This is a genomic window from Arthrobacter sp. NPDC058130, assembly GCF_042884475.1.
Taxonomy (GTDB): Bacteria; Actinomycetota; Actinomycetes; order Actinomycetales; family Micrococcaceae; genus Arthrobacter.
The window spans coordinates 1-18808 of the sequence record NZ_JBHVTV010000015.1; the positions used below are offsets into that span (position 1 = coordinate 1).

14 protein-coding genes and 1 tRNA gene are annotated in these 18808 nt (G+C 67.4%); 7 read left to right on the top strand and 8 right to left on the bottom strand.

The window, feature by feature from the left end:
* Positions 1 to 164: 164 nt before the first annotated feature.
* Genes ACFVTM_RS19930 through ACFVTM_RS19940 form a run of 3 tightly spaced genes read right to left on the bottom strand, consistent with a single transcriptional unit; the run spans position 165 to position 4265 of the window.
* The gene (locus tag ACFVTM_RS19930; RefSeq protein WP_390205720.1) at positions 165 to 1697 is read right to left on the bottom strand and encodes a putative bifunctional diguanylate cyclase/phosphodiesterase; all 1533 of its coding nucleotides are present in this window, start codon (positions 1695 to 1697) and stop codon (positions 165 to 167) included.
* Positions 1687 to 2235, bottom strand: coding sequence for a hypothetical protein (locus tag ACFVTM_RS19935; RefSeq protein WP_390205721.1), 549 nt, complete (start codon positions 2233 to 2235; stop codon positions 1687 to 1689). The genes ACFVTM_RS19930 and ACFVTM_RS19935 overlap by 11 nt, the downstream gene beginning before the upstream one ends.
* On the bottom strand, positions 2232 to 4265 hold the full coding sequence (locus tag ACFVTM_RS19940; protein WP_390205722.1) for a glycosyltransferase family 2 protein: 2034 nt from the start codon (positions 4263 to 4265) through the stop codon (positions 2232 to 2234). The genes ACFVTM_RS19935 and ACFVTM_RS19940 overlap by 4 nt, the downstream gene beginning before the upstream one ends.
* A gap of 517 nt (positions 4266 to 4782) precedes the next feature.
* On the opposite strand from ACFVTM_RS19940, the gene ACFVTM_RS19945 reads away from it, so the two are divergent.
* Positions 4783 to 6378: a chitinase gene (locus tag ACFVTM_RS19945; RefSeq protein WP_390205723.1), complete on the top strand. Its 1596-nt coding sequence runs from the start codon at positions 4783 to 4785 to the stop codon at positions 6376 to 6378.
* Positions 6379 to 6458: 80 nt separating this feature from the next.
* Here ACFVTM_RS19945 and ACFVTM_RS19950 read toward each other — a convergent pair whose 3' ends face one another.
* Positions 6459 to 7244, bottom strand: coding sequence for a DUF998 domain-containing protein (locus ACFVTM_RS19950; protein ID WP_390205724.1), 786 nt, complete (start codon positions 7242 to 7244; stop codon positions 6459 to 6461).
* Positions 7245 to 7327: 83 nt separating this feature from the next.
* Here ACFVTM_RS19950 and ACFVTM_RS19955 point away from each other — a divergent pair.
* The 3 genes from ACFVTM_RS19955 to ACFVTM_RS19965 all read left to right on the top strand — a co-directional run bounded on the left by ACFVTM_RS19955 (position 7328) and on the right by ACFVTM_RS19965 (position 8378).
* A tRNA-Arg gene (locus ACFVTM_RS19955) sits at positions 7328 to 7400 on the top strand.
* A 25-nt stretch (positions 7401 to 7425) separates the two neighbouring features.
* Positions 7426 to 7971 carry a DUF6314 family protein gene (locus tag ACFVTM_RS19960; RefSeq protein WP_390205867.1) on the top strand — a complete coding sequence of 182 codons (546 nt, stop codon included), beginning with the start codon at positions 7426 to 7428 and terminating at the stop codon, positions 7969 to 7971.
* The gene (locus tag ACFVTM_RS19965) at positions 7968 to 8378 is read left to right on the top strand and encodes an NUDIX domain-containing protein (RefSeq protein WP_390205725.1); all 411 of its coding nucleotides are present in this window, start codon (positions 7968 to 7970) and stop codon (positions 8376 to 8378) included. The genes ACFVTM_RS19960 and ACFVTM_RS19965 overlap by 4 nt, the downstream gene beginning before the upstream one ends.
* A gap of 13 nt (positions 8379 to 8391) precedes the next feature.
* Here ACFVTM_RS19965 and ACFVTM_RS19970 read toward each other — a convergent pair whose 3' ends face one another.
* Positions 8392 to 10305 carry an ABC transporter ATP-binding protein gene (locus tag ACFVTM_RS19970; RefSeq protein ID WP_390205726.1) on the bottom strand — a complete coding sequence of 638 codons (1914 nt, stop codon included), beginning with the start codon at positions 10303 to 10305 and terminating at the stop codon, positions 8392 to 8394.
* On the bottom strand, positions 10302 to 11969 hold the full coding sequence (locus ACFVTM_RS19975; RefSeq protein ID WP_390205727.1) for an ABC-F family ATP-binding cassette domain-containing protein: 1668 nt from the start codon (positions 11967 to 11969) through the stop codon (positions 10302 to 10304). The genes ACFVTM_RS19970 and ACFVTM_RS19975 overlap by 4 nt, the downstream gene beginning before the upstream one ends.
* 277 nt (positions 11970 to 12246) lie before the next feature.
* On the opposite strand from ACFVTM_RS19975, the gene ACFVTM_RS19980 reads away from it, so the two are divergent.
* From ACFVTM_RS19980 to ACFVTM_RS19990, 3 genes are read left to right on the top strand one after another with little or no spacing between them, the layout of a single operon-like run.
* Entirely contained in the window at positions 12247 to 12993 is a 747-nt protein-coding gene (locus tag ACFVTM_RS19980; protein ID WP_390205728.1) for a hypothetical protein, read from the top strand.
* Positions 12990 to 13721, top strand: a complete 732-nt coding sequence (locus ACFVTM_RS19985) for a hypothetical protein (protein WP_390205730.1) — start codon at positions 12990 to 12992, stop codon at positions 13719 to 13721. The genes ACFVTM_RS19980 and ACFVTM_RS19985 overlap by 4 nt, the downstream gene beginning before the upstream one ends.
* 43 nt (positions 13722 to 13764) lie before the next feature.
* Positions 13765 to 14508, top strand: coding sequence for a hypothetical protein (locus tag ACFVTM_RS19990; protein WP_390205731.1), 744 nt, complete (start codon positions 13765 to 13767; stop codon positions 14506 to 14508).
* 234 nt (positions 14509 to 14742) lie between these two features.
* Here ACFVTM_RS19990 and ACFVTM_RS19995 read toward each other — a convergent pair whose 3' ends face one another.
* On the bottom strand, positions 14743 to 17775 hold the full coding sequence (locus tag ACFVTM_RS19995; protein ID WP_390205732.1) for an alpha-mannosidase: 3033 nt from the start codon (positions 17773 to 17775) through the stop codon (positions 14743 to 14745).
* An 89-nt stretch (positions 17776 to 17864) separates the two neighbouring features.
* The gene (gene fdhD / locus ACFVTM_RS20000) at positions 17865 to 18737 is read right to left on the bottom strand and encodes a formate dehydrogenase accessory sulfurtransferase FdhD (RefSeq protein WP_390205734.1); all 873 of its coding nucleotides are present in this window, start codon (positions 18735 to 18737) and stop codon (positions 17865 to 17867) included.
* Between the last annotated feature and the right edge of the window lie 71 nt (positions 18738 to 18808).

An 18808-nucleotide genomic window follows, 5' to 3' on the forward strand; every position in this document is an offset into this window, starting at 1 on the left:
ACTTCTGTTTTTTTTTTTTGTTGGTGTGTTTTTTTTTTTTATAACCCCTTTCCTTCTTCTGTGTTTTGGTTGGGCGGGGGGGGGGGGCCACAAACCCCCCCCCCCCCCCCCCCGCCACTGTTTAACCTTCGGCCTGCCTCCCGCAATAACTATCAGACCCGGGGCTACAAACGCTCTTTATTGCGGTTTATCAACGCCACAATGTCGGCCGCCGGTGCCGGCCGGCCGAAGTAGTAGCCCTGGCCGCTGCCGCAGCCCATCTCACGGAGCACCTGGGCCTGCTCCGGAGTCTCAATGCCCTCGGCCAGCGCCTTGAGGCCGCAAGCGTGGATAAGGTGCAGCACCGCGGCCACGAAGTCCCGCTGTTGCTCGTCGGAGCCAAGGCCGCTGATGAGGCTCCGGTCGATCTTGACCACGTTCACGGGCAGCTTGCGCAGGTAACTGATGGAGGAATAGCCGGTCCCGAAGTCATCGATCTCCAGCTGCACGCCCAGACGCCGCAGGCCGTTGAGCGAATACTGGTCGACGTCCCCTCCGTTGACTGCCATGGACTCCGTCAACTCCACGATCAGGTTTGAGGCATCCACGCCGGTTTCCCGGAGGATGTCGCGCACGTGTTCGATCAACTCAAGATTTTGCAGCTCGGTGGTGGAAATGTTGACCCGGACGTTGAACGTGCTGTCCACCTGCATGTCCTGCTGCCATGTCCGCAACTGACGCACGGAATTGCGCAGCACCCAGTGGCCCAGGTCGACAATCATGCCGGTTTCCTCGGCGAGGGGAATGAACTGGTCCGGCATGAGGAGGCCGCGCTCGGGGTGGTTCCACCGGACCAGCGCCTCAACGCCCTCGATCCGGCCCGAGGTGAGGTCCACCACCGGCTGGTAATGCAGGGTCAGCTGGTCCTGCCGGATGGCTTCGCGCATTTCCGTAATCATGACGCTCTGCAGCCGGCGCGCGTACAGCAGGGCCGGCTCGAAGACCTTGATGCTGCTGTGCGGCTGCGCCTTCGCGGCGTACATGGCCGTATCGGCCTCCATGACCAGGTCATCAACACTCTGGCCGGGTTCAGCGATCCGCAGGCCGATGCTCGTGCCGCATGTGATTTTCAGGTCCCCGACGTCGAGGCTCTCGCTGAGCGCGGCGAGGATCCGGTTGGCCACCCTGCGCGCCCGGACCAGATTGGACTTCGGCAGCATGACGGCGAATTCGTCACCGCCAAGACGGGCCACGGTATCTGTCTCGCGGACGGCGTCCTGGAGCCGGCGCGCGATGACCCGCAGGACGTCGTCGCCGGCGCTGTGTCCCAGGGTGTCGTTAATGCCCTTGAAGGAATCGAGGTCGAGAATCAGGAGCGCCGGCGGCATCTCACCACGAGAGGACTCCGCCAGGGCATGGCTCAGAACAGAATTCAGGGCCGTGCGGTTGGCGAGTTGGGTCAGGGGGTCGGTCAAGGCCATGCGCTCGAGTTCCACCTGCGCCTCGCGCAGCATGGCCGTGCGGCTTTCGACCCGTTCCTCCAGCTCCTGGTAGATCGTCTGCAGGTCATCGGCCATCAGGTTGATGCCCGCAATGACGGCGGCGACGTCGTCGCGGGCCCCGGAATGGGGAATCCTGGTGCTCAGATCGCCGCCGGCGATCCGCACGATGCCCTCCACGAGGGCGTGCAGCCTGGGGTCCGGCGCGTCATTCTTCACGGGCATACTGCCTTAGCCAGTCGACGGCGGCGGATTCGGAGGTGAAGAACTGCGCCGGGATCGTCTCGCTCCTGGAACGCAGGAGGTAGTGGGCAATGACCCTATCCACCGGGCTCTCGCCCACCAGGGCGAACGCCGTCGCCGCGATGGAACCGCTGTAGACCTGCCGCGCCTCAATGCTGACACCGACGACGCCGGTAATCACCAGGAGCACCGGCATCCGCCGTCCCGCGGCGAGTGAACGGACGGCCTCACCGGCGACGCGGGCCTCCGGCCCCTCGATCTCCTCGTTCGGAGGAAGCAGGACCTCGATGATCCCACCATCGATCATCCGCACGCCGATGGCACGGGCGGCAATGCCGTTCGTGAAGGCCGCGTCGACCACCGGAACCGCGGCCTCAGCCGCCGCTTCCACGACTGCGCGGGCCGCCTTGCCCGGCAACGGGCTGCCCGGCAACCGGCCCGCCGGCAACCGACCCGCCGGCAACCGGTCCGCCGGCAGCCGCTCCTCCGCCCCGGCCAGGGCCTCAAGCGTCATCGGACGGCAATTCGACGGCGGCGGTCCGTGGAACCTCGGAGGTCACGGTTCAGCCGGCGGTCGCCGTGATAGAGAATTGTTTCCCAGTCGATTTCCTCAGCTGTCTTGGCAATCACGGGGCTCTCCTTCGCTGTCTTGGGCCGGGGACTGACATACAGCCAGTTAACCACCCCGAGGAATATGTCCACCGCGGAGTTGAAGACTCCGATGTAGGCGTGGATCGCGAAGGCGGCAAGGACGGCGTTGAGGGAGGCGAAGGCCACGTTGCCCCAGTTGCCCACCTGGGCGTCCCGCCACACGGTCAGCAGGGAGAAGGCGACGATCGCGTACGGCGTGAGCACGTAGATGGCCGGGGCTGCGGTGCGGTCCTTGACCTTGGGGGTGCGGGCGAAGGGAATCTTGTCGCCCGTAACGGCCTGCTGCAGGGATTTCAGTACCCCCGCCAGGTTGACCGGGAGCAGCACGAGGTTGAAGCCGTAGATCCGGAAGATGTCAGTGAAGCGGTGCCCGCAGTCGCGCAGGTCGCTGCCCATGGCCAGGAAATACGGCAGGGCCGCGAGGAACACGATCGGACTCAGCAGCCGGCTGTCATACGGGTACGCCAGGAGGAAGACGAGTCCAAAACTGGCCCAGGCGATGGACGCCATGTAGTTCACGCGCAGCAGCACCTCCCTGAACAGGATCGCCCGGCGCTCGGAGCGGTGCTGGCGGAGCTGGACCCACAGCTTCGGCAGGATCAGCAATCCGCCGTTCGCCCAGCGCCGGCGCTGGACCACGAGGGAGCCGAAATCCGGGGGCGTGGCGCTGTAGCTGAGCCGCTCCGGATAGTTCACCAGGGTCCAGCCGTGCTGGCCGAGGTCGATGCTCGACTCGGTGTCTTCGATGACGGTTCGGTCCTGGATGTAGGTCCGGATCTCGAAGCCGCCGCTGGTTTCCACCTCGACGATGTCCTCCAGGGCGCGCTTGCGGATGACGGCGTTGGCGCCCACCCAGAACGTCGCGCCGTAGTAGGTCATGCCCTGGTGCAGGATGTGCTGGAGGTCAGTGGTGGCCCCGGCGACCCTTTCGATGCGGGTGGGGGCCCCGCGGAAGGACGAGTACGGCGTCTGGGTGACCGCGACCCGCTCGTTGCCGGCCGATTCCAGGAAGTAGACCAGCCGGAGGCAGTAATCGCGCAGAAGCAGCGAGTCGGCGTCGAGCGTCAACAGGTAGGTCGTATCGCGGACGTCCATAATGTCGCCGTCGGGGTCCGGGACGACGCCGGCCGGCGCCTTGCGCAGGACCACGCCGTCGGCGGTGGTCTCCTTGTGCCAGGTGTGCCCCATCAGCGAAATGTAGGCGTTGAGGTTCATGGCCTTGTTCGCCTCATGGGAAAGGCTCGAGAACTTCTTCCGTTCAAACGTCTCGGTGGAGACGTTGAAGATCCAGGTCAGCCGAAGGTACAGCTCGTCGATCCGCGACCGTGGCGGCGAGGCCTGCTGCACGAGGGCCGCGTTCAGGCCCACGAGCACCAGCCGCAATTCACGGGCCAAGCCCATGAGGACGAGGTCGACGAAGAACTCGTCAACGTGATCCTCCACTGTTTCGGCGGCTGCCATCGATTCCAGCCATTCGGCGGCTGCCTCATATTCGGAAATCAGCATGGCCAGCTCGGCCGCCTGGCCGCGCCCGCCTGCCTTTTCCCGGCGCCGGTAGTCGGCGAGCGCGGTGTTGAACCGCGCCGCCGGGACGCTCAGCTCGGTGGAAATCTCCGCGGTTAGCGTGCGGGTCTTGTCCAGCCGGGCACGATCGCCCGGGTCCGAGGGATGCGGGGGGTCATCGAGCAGCAGCACCACCTTGAGGTCCGGAAATTCCTGCAGCGCGGCGGACCACAGCGTGGCACGAACCACCTGGGGTTCTTCGGCGTAGGAGGGGACCAGGACCGTGATCCCCTCGGAGTACTCGGCGAAGTGGCGGTCCAGCTCGCCGCGAGGAACCCGCGAGTGGTCGCGGAAGCGATAAAGGGCCCCTTGCCGGGCCAAGAGATACATAAGCGCGGAAAACGTCAGGAATGTTACGACAACAAGATAGGAAACCGTCTCAAACTGAAACCTAAAACCCGCGTTCGGGTTGTCAGCGAGCTCTTTCAGGATGGTGGAAATGACGTAGGCAACCCATGCCGCCAGCGTCGTGAGAATTCCCAGGCGACCAAGGATTATTTTGCGCCGGGACGGCCTCGGGTGAACTATTGACAGCGGCTCCGAACGACGCTCAGACCCCCATTGACGGCGCCGGACTGCACCCTTTTGTTCGGTTGTCACACTTTCGGAATCCAAGCGCGGCAAGACAAGCTGATCTGGCATTAGTCCCCATAAGACTGCAAAGTCGGCATATTGGCGCGCGCCCACGGCAAAACCCGCACGCCGCACCGGAATGTTCCGGTGAGTGCCCTTATGATAATGCAAGGTCAGACGCTTGCCGGACATCAGACACCCCGGAATTACACGAGCTGATACCGGCTGCCGGCGCGTGCCGGGCTGCTCAACAAAAAACGCACAAGGGGGCCCTGTGTCCGAACGATTCCCAGGCCGCAAACTATCCGTGGTCCGGCTGGGTGTGCTGATCACTGCCGTGGCGGCTGCCGCAGCCAGCGGCGTGGTCGCATGGGGCAACTTCCAGGACGTCCGGGCGGCCGAGGCCATTCCGTCCGTTTTCTCGGGCTATGTCGACGTCACGGCGACGCCCCGGTACGCCTTTGAGGCCCCGGCGTCGAAGGAAGCCGAAAAAGTCGTGCTGTCCTTCGTCGTCGCTGATCCCAAGGATGCGTGCACGCCTTCTTGGGGCGCCGCCTACTCCCTCGCCGACGCCGCGTCTTCCCTGGACCTGGACCGGCGGGTGGCCCGGCTCCAGCAACTCGGCGGCACCGTGGCGGTGTCCTTCGGCGGGCGGGCCAACCAGGAGCTTGCAGTCACGTGCACAGATCCCGCCAAGCTGAAAGCCGCCTACCGGACCGTCGTGGCCCGCTATGACGTCAGCAGCATCGATCTGGACGTCGAAGGCGAGGCCCTTTCGGACCCGGCGGCCGTCAAACGGCGTTCTGCGGCGATCGCCGCGCTCCAGCAGGACCGCCAGCGCGACGGGAAGTCGCTGAGCGTCTGGCTGACGCTGCCGGCGGATCCGAACGGCCTCACGACGGCGGGCAGCGACGCCGTGACCGGGATGATCACCGCCGGGGTGGACCTCGCCGGCGTGAACGCCATGACCATGGACTACGGCGGAAGCCGGCTGCCGGGCCGGTCGATGTACGAGAACGCGGTGTCCGCCGCGGAGGCAACCCACACGCAGCTGACCGGCCTGTACCGGGCCGCCGGCACCGAGCTCGGCAGCGAGACAGTGTGGCGGAAAGTCGGGCTGACGCCGATGATCGGCCAGAACGACGTCGCCGGCGAAATTTTCACCCTCAAGGACGCGCAGGAACTTAGCGCCTTCGCCAGTGCCCGCGGCATCGGCCGTCTCTCCATGTGGTCCCTGAACCGTGACCGCACCTGCAGCCAGAACTTCCCGGACGTCACCAAGGTGTCCGATGGCTGCAGTGGCGTGGACCAGGGAAGCTCGTCCTTCGCCGCGATCCTCGGAGCGGGCGTCCTGGCCACCTCGTCGGCCGCACCCGCCGCACCGGCTGCATCGACGCCGGCCCCGGCCGTCAGTGACAACCCCTCCACCAGCCCCTATCCGGTGTGGTCCGAGACAACCGCCTACGCTGCGGGTGAGCGCGTTGTGTGGCACTCCAACGTGTACGAGGCCAAATGGTGGACCCGCGCCGACACTCCGGATGACCCCGTCCTGCAGGGCACCGCGACCCCGTGGCGCATCATCGGCCCGGTGCTGGCCGCAGACCGGCCGACGCCGCAGCTGACGGCACCGGCCGGCACGGCCCCGGCGTGGCAGCCGGCCACGGTCTACCGCAAGGGCGACCGAGTGCTCTTCGAGGGCCGGGTCTTCGAAGCAAAATGGTGGACGCAGACCGACAGCCCCGAGGCTGCGCTGCAGGGATCGCCGGAGTCGCCGTGGTCCAAGCTGCGCGACGAGGAACTGCTGAAAATCCTGGGCAAAGCGACGCCGACGGCGGCCCCCAGCGCGAAGGCGACGGCGACCGCGCCCTAGCGCGCCCGCCTCAGCGCCTCTGCCTCGGCGCGCCTGCCCTAGCCCGCCCGCCCTGGCCTGCCTGCCTCAGCGCGTCTTCTTCAGCCTGTCTGGGCCCGGGCCTGCTTGCGCAGTGCGCGTTCATGCTGGACCCGCTGGGCGACGACAAGGCCGGCCGCGGCGACGCCAGCCGTAATGGGGTAGCCCATGAGCCGCTCCAGGGTGCCCGGTTCCGGCACGTGCATCCCTGTCAGGCCGGCCGCAATGAGTGCCGCCGAGGACACGACGCCGCAGGCCAGGATCACCCATCCGAGCGGCGTCTGCCTCAGCCACAGCCAGCCGAGGACCAGCAGCGCCAGGGCCCCGGTCGCGAAGTACATCAGGGCGCCGGCGACATGCCAGCCCGATCCCGTGTCTTCAGGCACCAGCCCCACGAGGATCGTGCCCGCCCCGGCGGCGCCGGTCAGCAGCCGGGCGGTGCCCGCGGCCGCCACGCCCGCGCCCCAGCGGCCACGGCCCGGCATCCTGCCCTGCCTGACGGGCACGCCGGCCCGCGCGGCGCAGCACATGAGCGCCGAGCCGAGCAGGAGCGCCCCGACGATCATGCCAAAGCCCTGGATCACGAAGGAGGCGTTCATCAGCAGGTGCGCCGGCGAGCAGACGTCCCGGCCGTCGAATTCCCCGCAGGACACGGCACCGAGATCGCTGATGTACCCCGTGCGGCGGCTGTACGGCTCCGCGCCGGCCCAGGCGCCGATCACGGCCGACTCGGCCACGAAATACTGCAGCACGCTCAGCTTCGCCAGCGCCCCGACGTAAAACCGGGTCGCGGCCACATCGGGGTAGTAGAGGGCGCCGGCGGAAAGTTCGGTGGTTCCTGCGGTCATGCCAAGAGCGTAGTACGCGCGCTCACCTTGTATGCTTATATCCGTGTCCGACCGGACCGGCCCTGGCCGAGCCCCGGATGCCCGCCCTCGTAGCTCAGTGGATAGAGCACGGCTCTCCTAAAGCCGGTGTCGTTGGTTCGATTCCAATCGAGGGCACTTGAACATTCCTGCCCCGGACGAAATCCCGGACACGGCTCCGGACTTTGACCTCCGCGCCTACCTGCGCGGCTCCTGGTCCGTCGACCGCACACTGCTGGACCGCAGCACCGGGACCAGCGGGACCTTCACCGGCGTCGTACGCTTCACGGACCTCGACGACGGCGGCCTGATGTGGCGTGAAGAGGGCACCGTGCGCTGGACCTCCTTCAGCGGTGCGCCGTTCACCGGGCCAGCCAGCCGCGAATACCTGCTGCGGACCGCGGACACTCCCGATACCCTGGACGTGTATTTCCCCGACGGGCGCCCCTTCCACCGCATGGGCTTCGCCGGGCAAGCCAACCGCGACGTGCACTGGTGTGACCCCGACACCTACCGCGTGAGGTACCAGGTCCTCGGGCCGGACGAATGCGGCTACCGCTGGGACGTAACCGGGCCCGCCAAGGACCAGCTGCTTGAGTCCGTCCTGCATCGGCTGAAAGCAGGACCAGAAGCAGGACCAGACGCGGCGCCGGATGGCGCATCGGACGCTGCGCAACATGCGGTGCCGGACGTCAGGGGTGCCGAGTGAACCCCCGCATTGTCGTCTCCGCCGTCTGCGTCTTCGATCACGCCGGACGCCTCCTGACGGTTCGCAAACGGGGCACGGACAAGTTCATGCATCCCGGCGGCAAGCCGGAGGCCGGCGAAACGGCCGCCCAGGCGGCCGCACGCGAGCTTCGGGAGGAAGTGGGAATTGTGTTGGCCCCGGACCGGCTGGACCTGCTGGGCTGCTGGCTGGCGGATGCCGCCAACGAGGCGGCCACGCAGATCGAGGCCACCGTCTTCACGGCTCCGGGGGTGTGGAGCGCCCGGCCGTCGGCCGAAATAGCCGAGATCCGCTGGCTGGACCTGGCCGCCGAGCTGCCCGGCGACCTCGCCCCGCTGCTGACGGACCACGTGCTGCCGGCGCTGTCCGCCAAACCGTCAGCGGACTAGCAAGTACCGCGGCTCAGTACCCGGGCACGGCTTCCTGGGCGACCGCGGTGGCCTCGGAGAACTGCGTCCGGTACAGCTCCGCGTAGCGGCCCTCGGCGGCGAGGAGCTCCTTGTGCGTACCGCGTTCTACGATCGAGCCGTCCTCCACCACCAGGATCGCGTCGGCTGCGCGGACCGTGGAAAGCCGGTGGGCGATCACGACGGCCGTGCGGCCTTCCAGCGCGGCGCCAAGGGCCTCCTGGACGGCGGCCTCGTTGGTGGAGTCCAGCGCGGCGGTGGCCTCGTCGAGGATGACCACCCGGGGCTGCGCGATGAGCAGCCGGGCGATCGTCAGGCGCTGCCGCTCGCCGCCGGAGAGCCGGTAGCCGCGCTCCCCCACCACGGTGTCCAGCCCATCGGGCAGGGACCGGATCATGTCTTCGAGCCGGGCACGCCGCAGCGCATCCCACATCTGCTCTTCGGTGGCCTCCGGGCGGGCCAGACGCAGGTTCGAGGCAATGCTCTCGTGGAACAGGTGGCCGTCCTGCGTCACCATGCCGAGGGTCCCGCGCATGGACGCGAACGTGAGGTCGCGGACGTCCACGCCCGTTCCGGGCGTGGTGCCGCCGATGCGGATGGCGCCGGAGTCGACGTCGTACAGGCGCGACAGCAGCTGGGCGATGGTGGACTTGCCCGCTCCGGAAGAGCCGACCAGGGCCACCGTCTGTCCGGGCTCCACCCGGAAGCTGATGCCGTGCAGTACTTCCTCGCCGCCGCGGGTGTCCAGGGTGCGCACGTCCTCGAGGGAGGCCAGCGAGACCTTGTCCGCCGAGGGGTAGGCGAAGCGGACGTCGTCGAACTCCACCGAGAGCGGACCGGGCGGGGAGGCCACGGCGTCCGGCTTCTCCTGGATGAGCGGTTTGAGGTCCAGGATTTCGAAAACACGCTCGAAGCTGACCAGGGCGCTCATGATCTCCACCCGGGCGTTCGAGAGCGCCGTGAGCGGCGCGTAGAGGCGGGTGAGCAGCAGCGCCAGCACGACGACGTCGCCCGCGTTCAGCTGACCGGCGAGCGCGAGCCAGCCGCCCAGGCCGTAGACCAGTGCGAGGGCCAGGGCAGAGACCAGCGTCAGCGCCGTGACAAAGGTGAACTGCAGCATGGCTGTACGGACGCCGATGTCCCGGACCCGGCCGGCCCGCAGGGCGAACTCGCGGGACTCCTCGTCGGGGCGGCCGAAAAGCTTGACCAGCGTGGCGCCGGGCGCAGAGAAGCGCTCGGTCATCTGGGTTCCCATGGTGGCGTTGTGTTCGGCGGCTTCGCGCCGCAGATCGGCCAGCTTGGAGCCCATCCGGCGGGCCGGGATCAGGAAGATCGGCAGCAGGATCATGGCGAGCACCGTCACGAGCCAGGACTTGTTGAGCATCACCGCGAGGGTCAGCGCGAGGGCCACGACGTTGCTGACCACGCCCGAGAGCGTGCCGGCGAAGGCCGACTGCGCGCCGATGACGTCATTGTTCAGGCGGCTGACCAAGGCACCGGTGCGGGTCCTGGTGAAAAAGGCAATCGGCATCTTCTGGACGTGGTCGAAGACCTTGGTGCGCAGGTCCACGATCACGCCTTCACCGATAGTGGAGGACAGCCAGCGGGTCACGAGGCCCAGCCCGGCCTCGGCGACCGCCACGATGGCGATCAGGACGGCAAGCCAGATCACCGTTGCGGCATCCGCGTGGGCGATGATCGCGTCGACCACCTGGCCGGCGAGGACCGGGGTGGCGACCGCCAGGAAGGCCATCACGATGGAGAGCAGCACGAACGCGATCAGCCGGCTGCGGTGCGGGCGCGCAAAGCTGAAGACACGCTTCAGCGTCGCCTTGGAGAACGGCTTGGACCCGCTGGAGGCGCGGGTGATGTTGTAGAGGGAGCTCCAGGCGACCCGGTCCATGCTCATGTTGTGCTGCCTTTCGTGGCATCGGCGTGCAACTCGGTGACGACGCCGCTCTCGACGTTCCAGCGCGCGTCCAGGCGGACGTTTTCGAGCAGCCGGCGGTCATGGGTGACCAGCAGCAGCGCGCCGTCGTAGCTGTCGAGGGCTTCTTCAAGCTGTTCAATGGCGGGCAGGTCGAGGTGGTTGGTGGGTTCGTCCAGCACCAGCAGGTTCACGCCGCGGGCCTGCAGCAGCGCCAGGGCGGCCCGGGTCCGTTCCCCCGGGGAGAGGGAGTCGACGGGCCTGTTCGTGTGGTCGGCCTTGAGGCCGAACTTCGCCAGCAGGGTGCGCACTTCCGCCGGGGTCTGCTCCGTCAGCACGGCCTCGACCGCGTCACCCAGCAACAGATCGCCGGCCAGCAGGCCGCGCGCCTGGTCAATCTCCCCGACGGCCACGGACGCACCCATGGAGGCATCGCCCGAGTCGGGCTGCTGCACGCCGAGCAGGAGCCGGAGCAGCGTGGATTTGCCGGCGCCGTTGGGGCCAGTGATCCCGATCCGCTCCCCCGCGTTCAGCTGAAGGTTCACCGGGCCCAGGGTGAACCCGCCCTGCCGCGCGACGGCGTCGCGCAGGGTGGCCACCACGGAGCTGGAGCGGGGAGCCGCCCCGATGCTGAACTGCAGCTGCCATTCCTTGCGCGGCTCCTCGACTTCTTCGAGCCGGGCGATGCGGGACTCCATCTGCCGGACCTTCTGGCCCTGCTTTTCGGAGGACTCCGTGCTCGCCGCCCGCCGGATCTTGTCGTTGTCCGGGTTCTTCTTCATGGCGTTCCGGACACCCTGGGAGCTCCACTCGCGCTGGGTCCGGGCCCGCGACACGAGGTCAGCCTTGGTGTTGGCATATTCCTCGTAGCGTTCGCGGGCGTGCCGGCGGGCGACGGCGCGTTCCTCCAGATAGGCCTCGTAGCCGCCGTCGTACACAGCTACCGAGTTCTGCGCCAGGTCCAGCTCCACGATCGTGGTGACGCAGCGGGAGAGGAACTCCCGGTCGTGGGAGACCAGGACGACGCCGCCGCGCAGTCCCTGCACGAAGGCCTCGAGCTTGGCCAGGCCGTTGAGGTCCAGGTCGTTGGTGGGTTCGTCCAGGAGTACGACGTCGAAGCGGCTCAGCAGCAGCGCGGCGAGCGCCACGCGGGCCGCCTGGCCGCCGGACAGGCCGGTCATTCCGGCGTCCGGCCCCACGTCGAGGCCAAGGTCCGCCAGGACGGGCGGGATGCGGTCCTCCAGGTCGGCTGCGCCGGAGGCCATCCAGCGGTCGAACGCCAGCGAGTAGGCGTCGTCGGAGCCGGGAGCGCCGGAGCCCAGCGCCTCTGCGGTGGACTCCATCTCCAGGGTTGCCTGCGCGCAGCCCGTGCGCCGGGCGATGTAGCCGGCGACCGTTTCGCCGGCAATCCGCTCGTGTTCCTGCGGCAGCCAGCCGACAAAGGCATCGGCCGGGGCCAGGCTCACTGTGCCTTCCTGCGGTTCGTCGACGCCCGCCAGCAGGCGCAACAGCGTGGATTTGCCGGCACCGTTGGCGCCGACGACGCCCACGACGTCGCCGGGGGCTACGGTCAGGGACAGCTTTGAGAAGAGTGTGCGGTGATCGTGACCACCGGAAAGGTCCTTGGCAACAAGGGTTGCAGTCATTACTTCATCCTCTCACTGCGGCCCAAACGGACCGCCCCGACGGGCAGAACCCGCCCGTCCCGACGGGCCGAGACCGCACCGGGCATAGAAGAACCCGCCGGTCCGGACTTGGGGGGTGTACGGACCAGCGGGTTCGACCATTTAGCATAGTTGAATTAGGACCTCACGTAAAATCCCAGCCCGCTGCGCCACACCGCCGCCATCTCCCGCCTCGACCGCCGCTGCCCCACCGAGTGCCAGTACCCACACTGCCCATCGAATCCGCAGGAAGCCATAGATGCCACTACCCGCAAAGGCGTTCCAACTCTGGCTTCAAAGTGTTGCTCCGACGGCGAGCACGGCCGATATCTGCAGGATTTCCGGCATCAAGCGCACCACCCTTGCGCAGCAACTGGTGCGCGGGAAGGTGGCCGAAACCACTCTGGTCAGCATAAGCCGGGCCCTGGATTTGAGTCCGCTGGCGGAACTGGCGTCCTTCGAGCACTATGCCGAGCTGGCCGCCGCCCCCCAACCGCCCACCTCCGCCGAACTCGTCAGCCAAGTCGCCACCATGGACCTGCTGCGCGCCGTCATTTCCCGCTCCTCCCCCGCCTACGGCGGCTATGGAGACCACGGCAGTTCAATGACCCCCGCGTTGTCCCCCGCCCCGCACGCCACGTCTGTCCGGAACTGGGTGGACGCGATTGACGACGGTGAGTTGCGTCACCGGGTTTCTGCCGCCACCGGCGTGGCACCGCAAAATTACTCGGCCCAGCTCACCGCCAACAGGCTGTCACCCGAACTGGCGGTCGCGACAGCCCGCGCTGCGGGCGTAGGATTCACGGGCGGGTTCGTCGCCACCGGCTTGATAACCGAGGATGAGGCCGGCTGGACGCAGGGGGCAAAGCAGGCCGCGCTGGATGCCCTCTCCGACGGAGAACTCAGCGCCCTGGCCGGGGAACGGCTCCAGGCGCTCGGAAAATCGCTGCGGCGCCAGGAGCAGGAGCAGGCACAAACAGAAAAAATTTGGGAGAACCTCGGATGATCGCGATCCTGCAGTGGACCACGCTGGCGGTGTGCTGCGTGGTCACGCTGGCCCGCTTGCCGTGTGCCCTCCGCGGGGAGAACCGGTCCCTGTTCTCCATCTTCGGGCTCATGACCCTGGCGATCCTGCTCAGCATCGAGGCCCCCTATGTGGCCGTAGACCAAGCTCTCGGCGGCATGAACATCGCCAACCTCGTGCTCCGCTTCGTCATCTTCGCCGCCATCTTTTTCCTTGGATTCCGGGTAGCCCGGGGCTTCAGCGCGGATGACGCCCTGCGGCTGATCACCGGCCCCGTTGGAATTGCGGTCGCCGCAGCGGCGTCGGCCGTGGTGGTGGCGGTTTTCCTCATGATGGACACCGCCGGCTCCTCGGCGGGGTTGTCCGCCGTGTTCGCCAAGGACGACCGCAACGCCGCCTTGGTGGAGTATTACGGGGCCGCCGGGCGCCTCTATCCGGCGTACATCACCCTGGCCCTGCTTCCGGCGATGGTGCGGACCCTGCGCAGCGGCCTTCCAGTCCTGGTGCGGTCCAGCGCGGCGCTGCTGGCGCTCGGTACCGTGGCTATTTCCTTGAGCCTGCTGTCCCCGGTCATTCCCCCGTCCCTTGGATTCATGCGGTTCGTGCTGAACTACTCGGCCGTTCTGTGCCTGGTCCTTGGGCTTTCCTTGATCTGGCTGGCGAAGTCGCTTGCTAAGCGGGCGCCTAAGAAGCAAGCTGGCCTGACCTGACTGTCGTTCGGTTGAGCAGGCAAGCGATGTGGGGGAACCCGGAATGATTGCAACCCTCCAGTGGGGCACGCTGATCATCTGTTCCGTGGTGTTCCTCCTCCGCATCCCGGATGCGATCCACGGGCGGAACAGGACCGTTTTCTGGATCCTGTTCCTCGCGACCCTGTGCAGCCTGCTCTCGGTCCCCGGACCCTATGAAGCAATCGACGGGGCACTGGGCGGATGGAACCTTGCCCACCTCATCCTGCGTTTCCTCGTGTTCGCGGCGGTCCTGCTGGTCGGTCTGCGCGTGGCCACGGGACTGGCCGACCCTCGCGGCTACCGCCTCATTGCGGGCCCGGCCGGAGGCGCTGCCCTGGCCGTCAGCGCTGCCTCCGTGGCGGTGATCTTCTTCCTCATGGACACCCGCGGATCCTCGGTCGGCATGCTGGACATCACGGAAAACGGTGGACACAATGCCGCCCTGGCGCCGTTCTACGCCGCGGCCGGCCGCACCTATCCCGCGTTTGTCTCCCTCGTCCTGCTCCCGGCGCTCCTGGCCACCGCCAGAAGCCCGCTGCCGCGGCTGGTGCGTGCCGCCGCAGTCATGACATGCCTGGGCGCCCTCGCCACGGCCCTGAGCTTCCCCGCCTCCTTCGCCCCGGAGGACTGGACCCTCGCGCAGCAAACGATCAACTATTCGGCCGTCCTGGGCTATGTGCTGGGCCTGGGATTGTTCTGGGCTTCCGGGCTCGCCGCCAAGAAAACTGGTAGCGCTCGCGCAACATTACGCAAGAACAAAGGGTAGGGCATTCACAAAATCATTAGACCGTGAAAGAATCATGAATGTGTGAAAGCGGCAATCGCTTCGTGTACGGAAGTCAGCCGTGCGAAGCAGAGGCAGTCGTCCAAGCGCCATTGGGGGGATGAGTGGTAGCGGTCCGCAAGGACCGCTCCCACTCAGCCTGTTTAACGGCGCTTTTCCCCGTTTCCCGGTCGCGGCCAGGGGCTGCCCCGGAGGAATGGCCCTAACGCACAAACTTCAGCGCTTAAACCTCAGCGTGACCAGCTGGAACGGCCGCAGCGTGAGTTCGGCGGAGTCCGGGCCCGCCGTCACTCCCGGCGCATCCACGGGGCGTTCCAGCAGATCCACGGCGCGTATCCCGCGGACCGGGAAGTTGGCCTTCAGGACGCCGGTGGAGCGTTCCCCCAGCGATTCGTACAGCCGGACAATCACGTCGCCGGAGCCGTCTTCGGCGAGCTTGACCGATTCAATGACCATGGCCTGGTTGAACACGGTGACCAGCGGTTCCACCCCGTGGGCACCTTGCACAACCCGCGGCGCCAGGTTAGTGCGGTAGCCCTCTTCGACGGCGTCCGCGATCGTGGCACCCGGCCGGATCGTGACGTGCAGCTCGTGCCTGCCCTGGTCCGCGCCCGGATCCGGAAACTTCGGTGCCCGCAGGAGCGAGACCCGCACCGTGGTGGTGGTGCCGCCGTCGTCCTCCCGGACATTGCGGGTCACGTCATGGCCGTAGCTGGAAGCGTTGGAGACCGCCACCCCGTAGCCCGGCTCGGCGACGTGGATCCAGCGGTGGGCGCAGATCTCGAATTTCGCGGCCTCCCAGGACGTGTTGACGTGGGTGGGGCGGAACACGTGGCCGAACTGCGTCTCCGCCGCCGAACGGTCCGCCCGGATGTCCAGGGCGAAACCGAGCTTGAGCAGTTTTTCCCTCTCCTGCCAGTCAACCAGGGTTGTGATCGCGAGTGAGTCCGCGCCCGCCGCGAGGGTTATCCGCTGGGTCACGGCCGAGGACCCGGCCATCCGCTCCACCACCACGACGGCGTCCGGGCCTTCGCCCCGGGGGCGCTCGAGCGTGACCGACCGCGCCTCAACCAGTCGGACGACGTTCCTGCGGTAAAAGGCGTCGATGTCCCACGCGTCCCATTCATTCGGCGTGTCCCGGTGCATCTCCAGGAGGTTGCCGGACTCCCCGGGAGCGATCGCCTCACGTCCGGTGGCGTGATCGACCAGCGAGGCCAGCAGTCCGTTGGCATCCACCACGGCCCGGATGATGCCGTTGTCCAGGATGTAGCCGCCGTCCGACCCGGTGGCCGCTACCGGCTGCCCGGGCCGGACCGGCTCGGCAGCGCCCAGCGCAGGCACGCCCTGGCGCTCCTGCGGGGCGGCGTTGAGGAGGAATTCCCGGGTGCCGGGACCGAGGGCCGCGGCCGCGGCGGTCGCAATGATCGCCTCCAGCCCCCGTTCGACGGCGGCGTAGTTCCGTTCGGCGTCCTGGTGGACCCAGGCGATGGAACTGCCCGGCAGGATGTCATGGAACTGCTGGAGAAGGACCAGCCGCCAGAGGCGCTTGAGTTCCGCGGCAGGGTAGCTGTGCCCGGCCCGCACTGCCGCCGTGGCGCTCCAGAGTTCGGCTTCCCGGAGCAGGTGCTCGCTGCGCCTGTTCCCCAGTTTGGTCTTGGCCTGGCTGGTGTAGGTGCCCCGGTGCAGTTCCAGGTACATCTCCCCCACCCAGACCGGCAGGGGCTGGTATTCGGCCTGGGCCTGCTGGAAGAAGCTGGCGGCCGAGCCGATCCGCACCTTCGGAGAGCCTTCCAGGTCCGCCGTGCGCCGGGCCGCGGCCAGCATCTCGCGGGTTGGGCCGCCGCCGCCGTCGCCGTACCCGAAGGGCACCAGCGAAGTGGCTCCGCGGCCGTGGTCCCGGTAGTTCCGTTCGGCGTGCGACAGGTCCCGGGCACTGAGGTCGGAGTTGTAGCTGTCCACCGGCGGGAAATGGGTGAATACCCGGGTGCCGTCGATTCCCTCCCAGTTGAAGGTGTGGTGCGGCATCCTGTTGACCTGGTTCCAGGAGATCTTCTGGGTCAGGAACCAGCGGCTGCCCGCGGCCTTGATGATCTGCGGGAGCGCCGCGGAATACCCGAACGTGTCCGGGAGCCATGCTTCCTGGCATTCGACGCCGAATTCGTCCAGGAAGAAGCTTTTGCCCTCGAGGAACTGCCTTGCCATGGCCTCGCCGCCGGGCATGTTGGAGTCCGATTCGACCCACATCCCGCCAACGGGAACGAACTGGCCCGCGCGGACTTTGTCCCGGATGCGTCCGAACAGCTCCGGGTAGTACTCCTTCATCCAGGCGAGCTGCTGGGCCGAGGAACACGAAAAGATGAATTCGGGATACTCGTCCATCAACGCCACGACGTTGGAGAACGTCCGGGCGCACTTGCGGATGGTTTCCCGGACGGGCCAAAGCCAGGCCGAATCGATGTGGGCGTGACCCGTGGCCACGAGCCGGTGGGCCGAGGAGTAGGCCGGCCGGGACAGGACATCGGCCAGCGCGGCCCGTCCGGCGTCTGCGGTGCCGGCGACGTCGTCGGGGTCCATGATGTCCAGCATGCGTTCGAGCGCCCGCAGGATTTCGTGGCGGCGGGGCAGGTCCATGGGCAGTTCATGCATGAGCCCGCTGAGCGTGAAGATGTCCTGCTGCAGTTCCCAGGCCGCCTGGTTGCGTTCGGCGATGGCGATCCTGCCCAGACGGTATTTGGGTTCGCTGCCTGAGGTGGCCTTGTCGCCGTAAGGCGTGGCGGCGAAGGTCCAGTTCTGGGACAAGTCGGGGTTGGCCGCGGCTTCGACATAGAAGTCGACGGCCATGCCGCTGCCCAGAAGCTTGAGCGGAATGTACTGGTTCCGCGGTGAAATCGCCTTGATGATGGTCCCGTCGGGCCGCCAGGCGATGCCTTCGCACTGGAAGCCCGGGGCGTCGCCGCTGAAACCCAGGTCCACGAGGACTTCCACCGAGGTGCCGGCCGCGGTTCCCCAGCCGTCCGGCACTTCTCCCCGCAGCCGGAGCCACTTGGTGCTCCATGGCCGGCCCCAGGCCGTCCCGTGTTCCTGGGGCGCGAACTCGTGCCGCAGGGCCTCGAGCACGGGCACGGGCTCGTCCGGCGCGTCCCAGCTGCTCAGGGTCAGCGGGACGCTGCGCGGGTAGACGGCGGGGGCAATGCGGTCACGCAGAAAGCGGTCCAGCCGGACTTCCGTAAGACGGCGGTCGTCGTGCAATGTGTTCCTCTTCAGCGCTGGGGGTCCGATTGGCTCCAATCGATGGATAAAACTTACGTCGTGGGGAACCCGTTGGCCAAGTGTTGCTATTAGCCGGCCGCGGGGGCCGGGACTGCGACGCGCTGCTGGCCTGCATAGACGTTCAGGCTGGTCCGGCGGCTGAACCCTGCCAGGGTCATCCCGCTGGCCTCGGCCAGTTCGACAGCCAGGCTGGAGGGTGCACTGACGGCGGCGAGCACCGGGATGCCGGCGAGGGCTGCCTTTTGGACGAGCTCGAACGATGCCCGGCCGGAGACCTGCAGCACCGTGCCCCGGAGCGGCAGCAGGCCTTCGCGGAGCGCCCAGCCCACCACCTTGTCCACGGCGTTGTGCCGTCCGACGTCTTCCCGGAGGCACAGCAACTCCGCCGAGCCGTCGTCGGCGATTCTGAAGAGTCCGGCGGCGTGCACGCCGCCGGTGAGGTCGAAGACCTCCTGGGCGGACCGGAGGGCGTCCGGGAGGGCCGCGAGCGTTTCGACGGGAACGGTCAACGGATCCTGTGCCGGGCTGTAGTGGGAGGACTTGCGGACGGCATCGATGGAGTCCGTCCCGCAAATGCCGCACGAACTGGACGTGAAGACGTTTCGGCCGGTCTCCGGCAGGACGACGTCGGGCCGCAGTTGGGCCTCCACCACGTTGAACGTCTGGATCCCGTCGGCGTCTTCGCCGGCGCAGAACCTGAGCGAGACCAGCTGCTCGGGAGTCCAGATGATCCCCTCGGAGACCAGGAACCCCGCGACGAGGTCAAAGTCGCTGCCGGGCGTTCGCATGGTGACGGAGAAGGACATGTTTCCGAGCCGGATTTCCAGCGGTTCCTCGACGGCGAGGACGTCCTCCCGGTGCCGGACCGGGAATTCGAGGGCGTGCGCGGACCCGTCCAGGACAATTTTGTGCACTTTGCGGCGCTGCGTCACGCGGCCCATCCGGTACTCCTAAGCAATAGGGTTTTCGCTGATTCCATCATTGCAAGTGCCTGATCCTGAAACCAGCACTG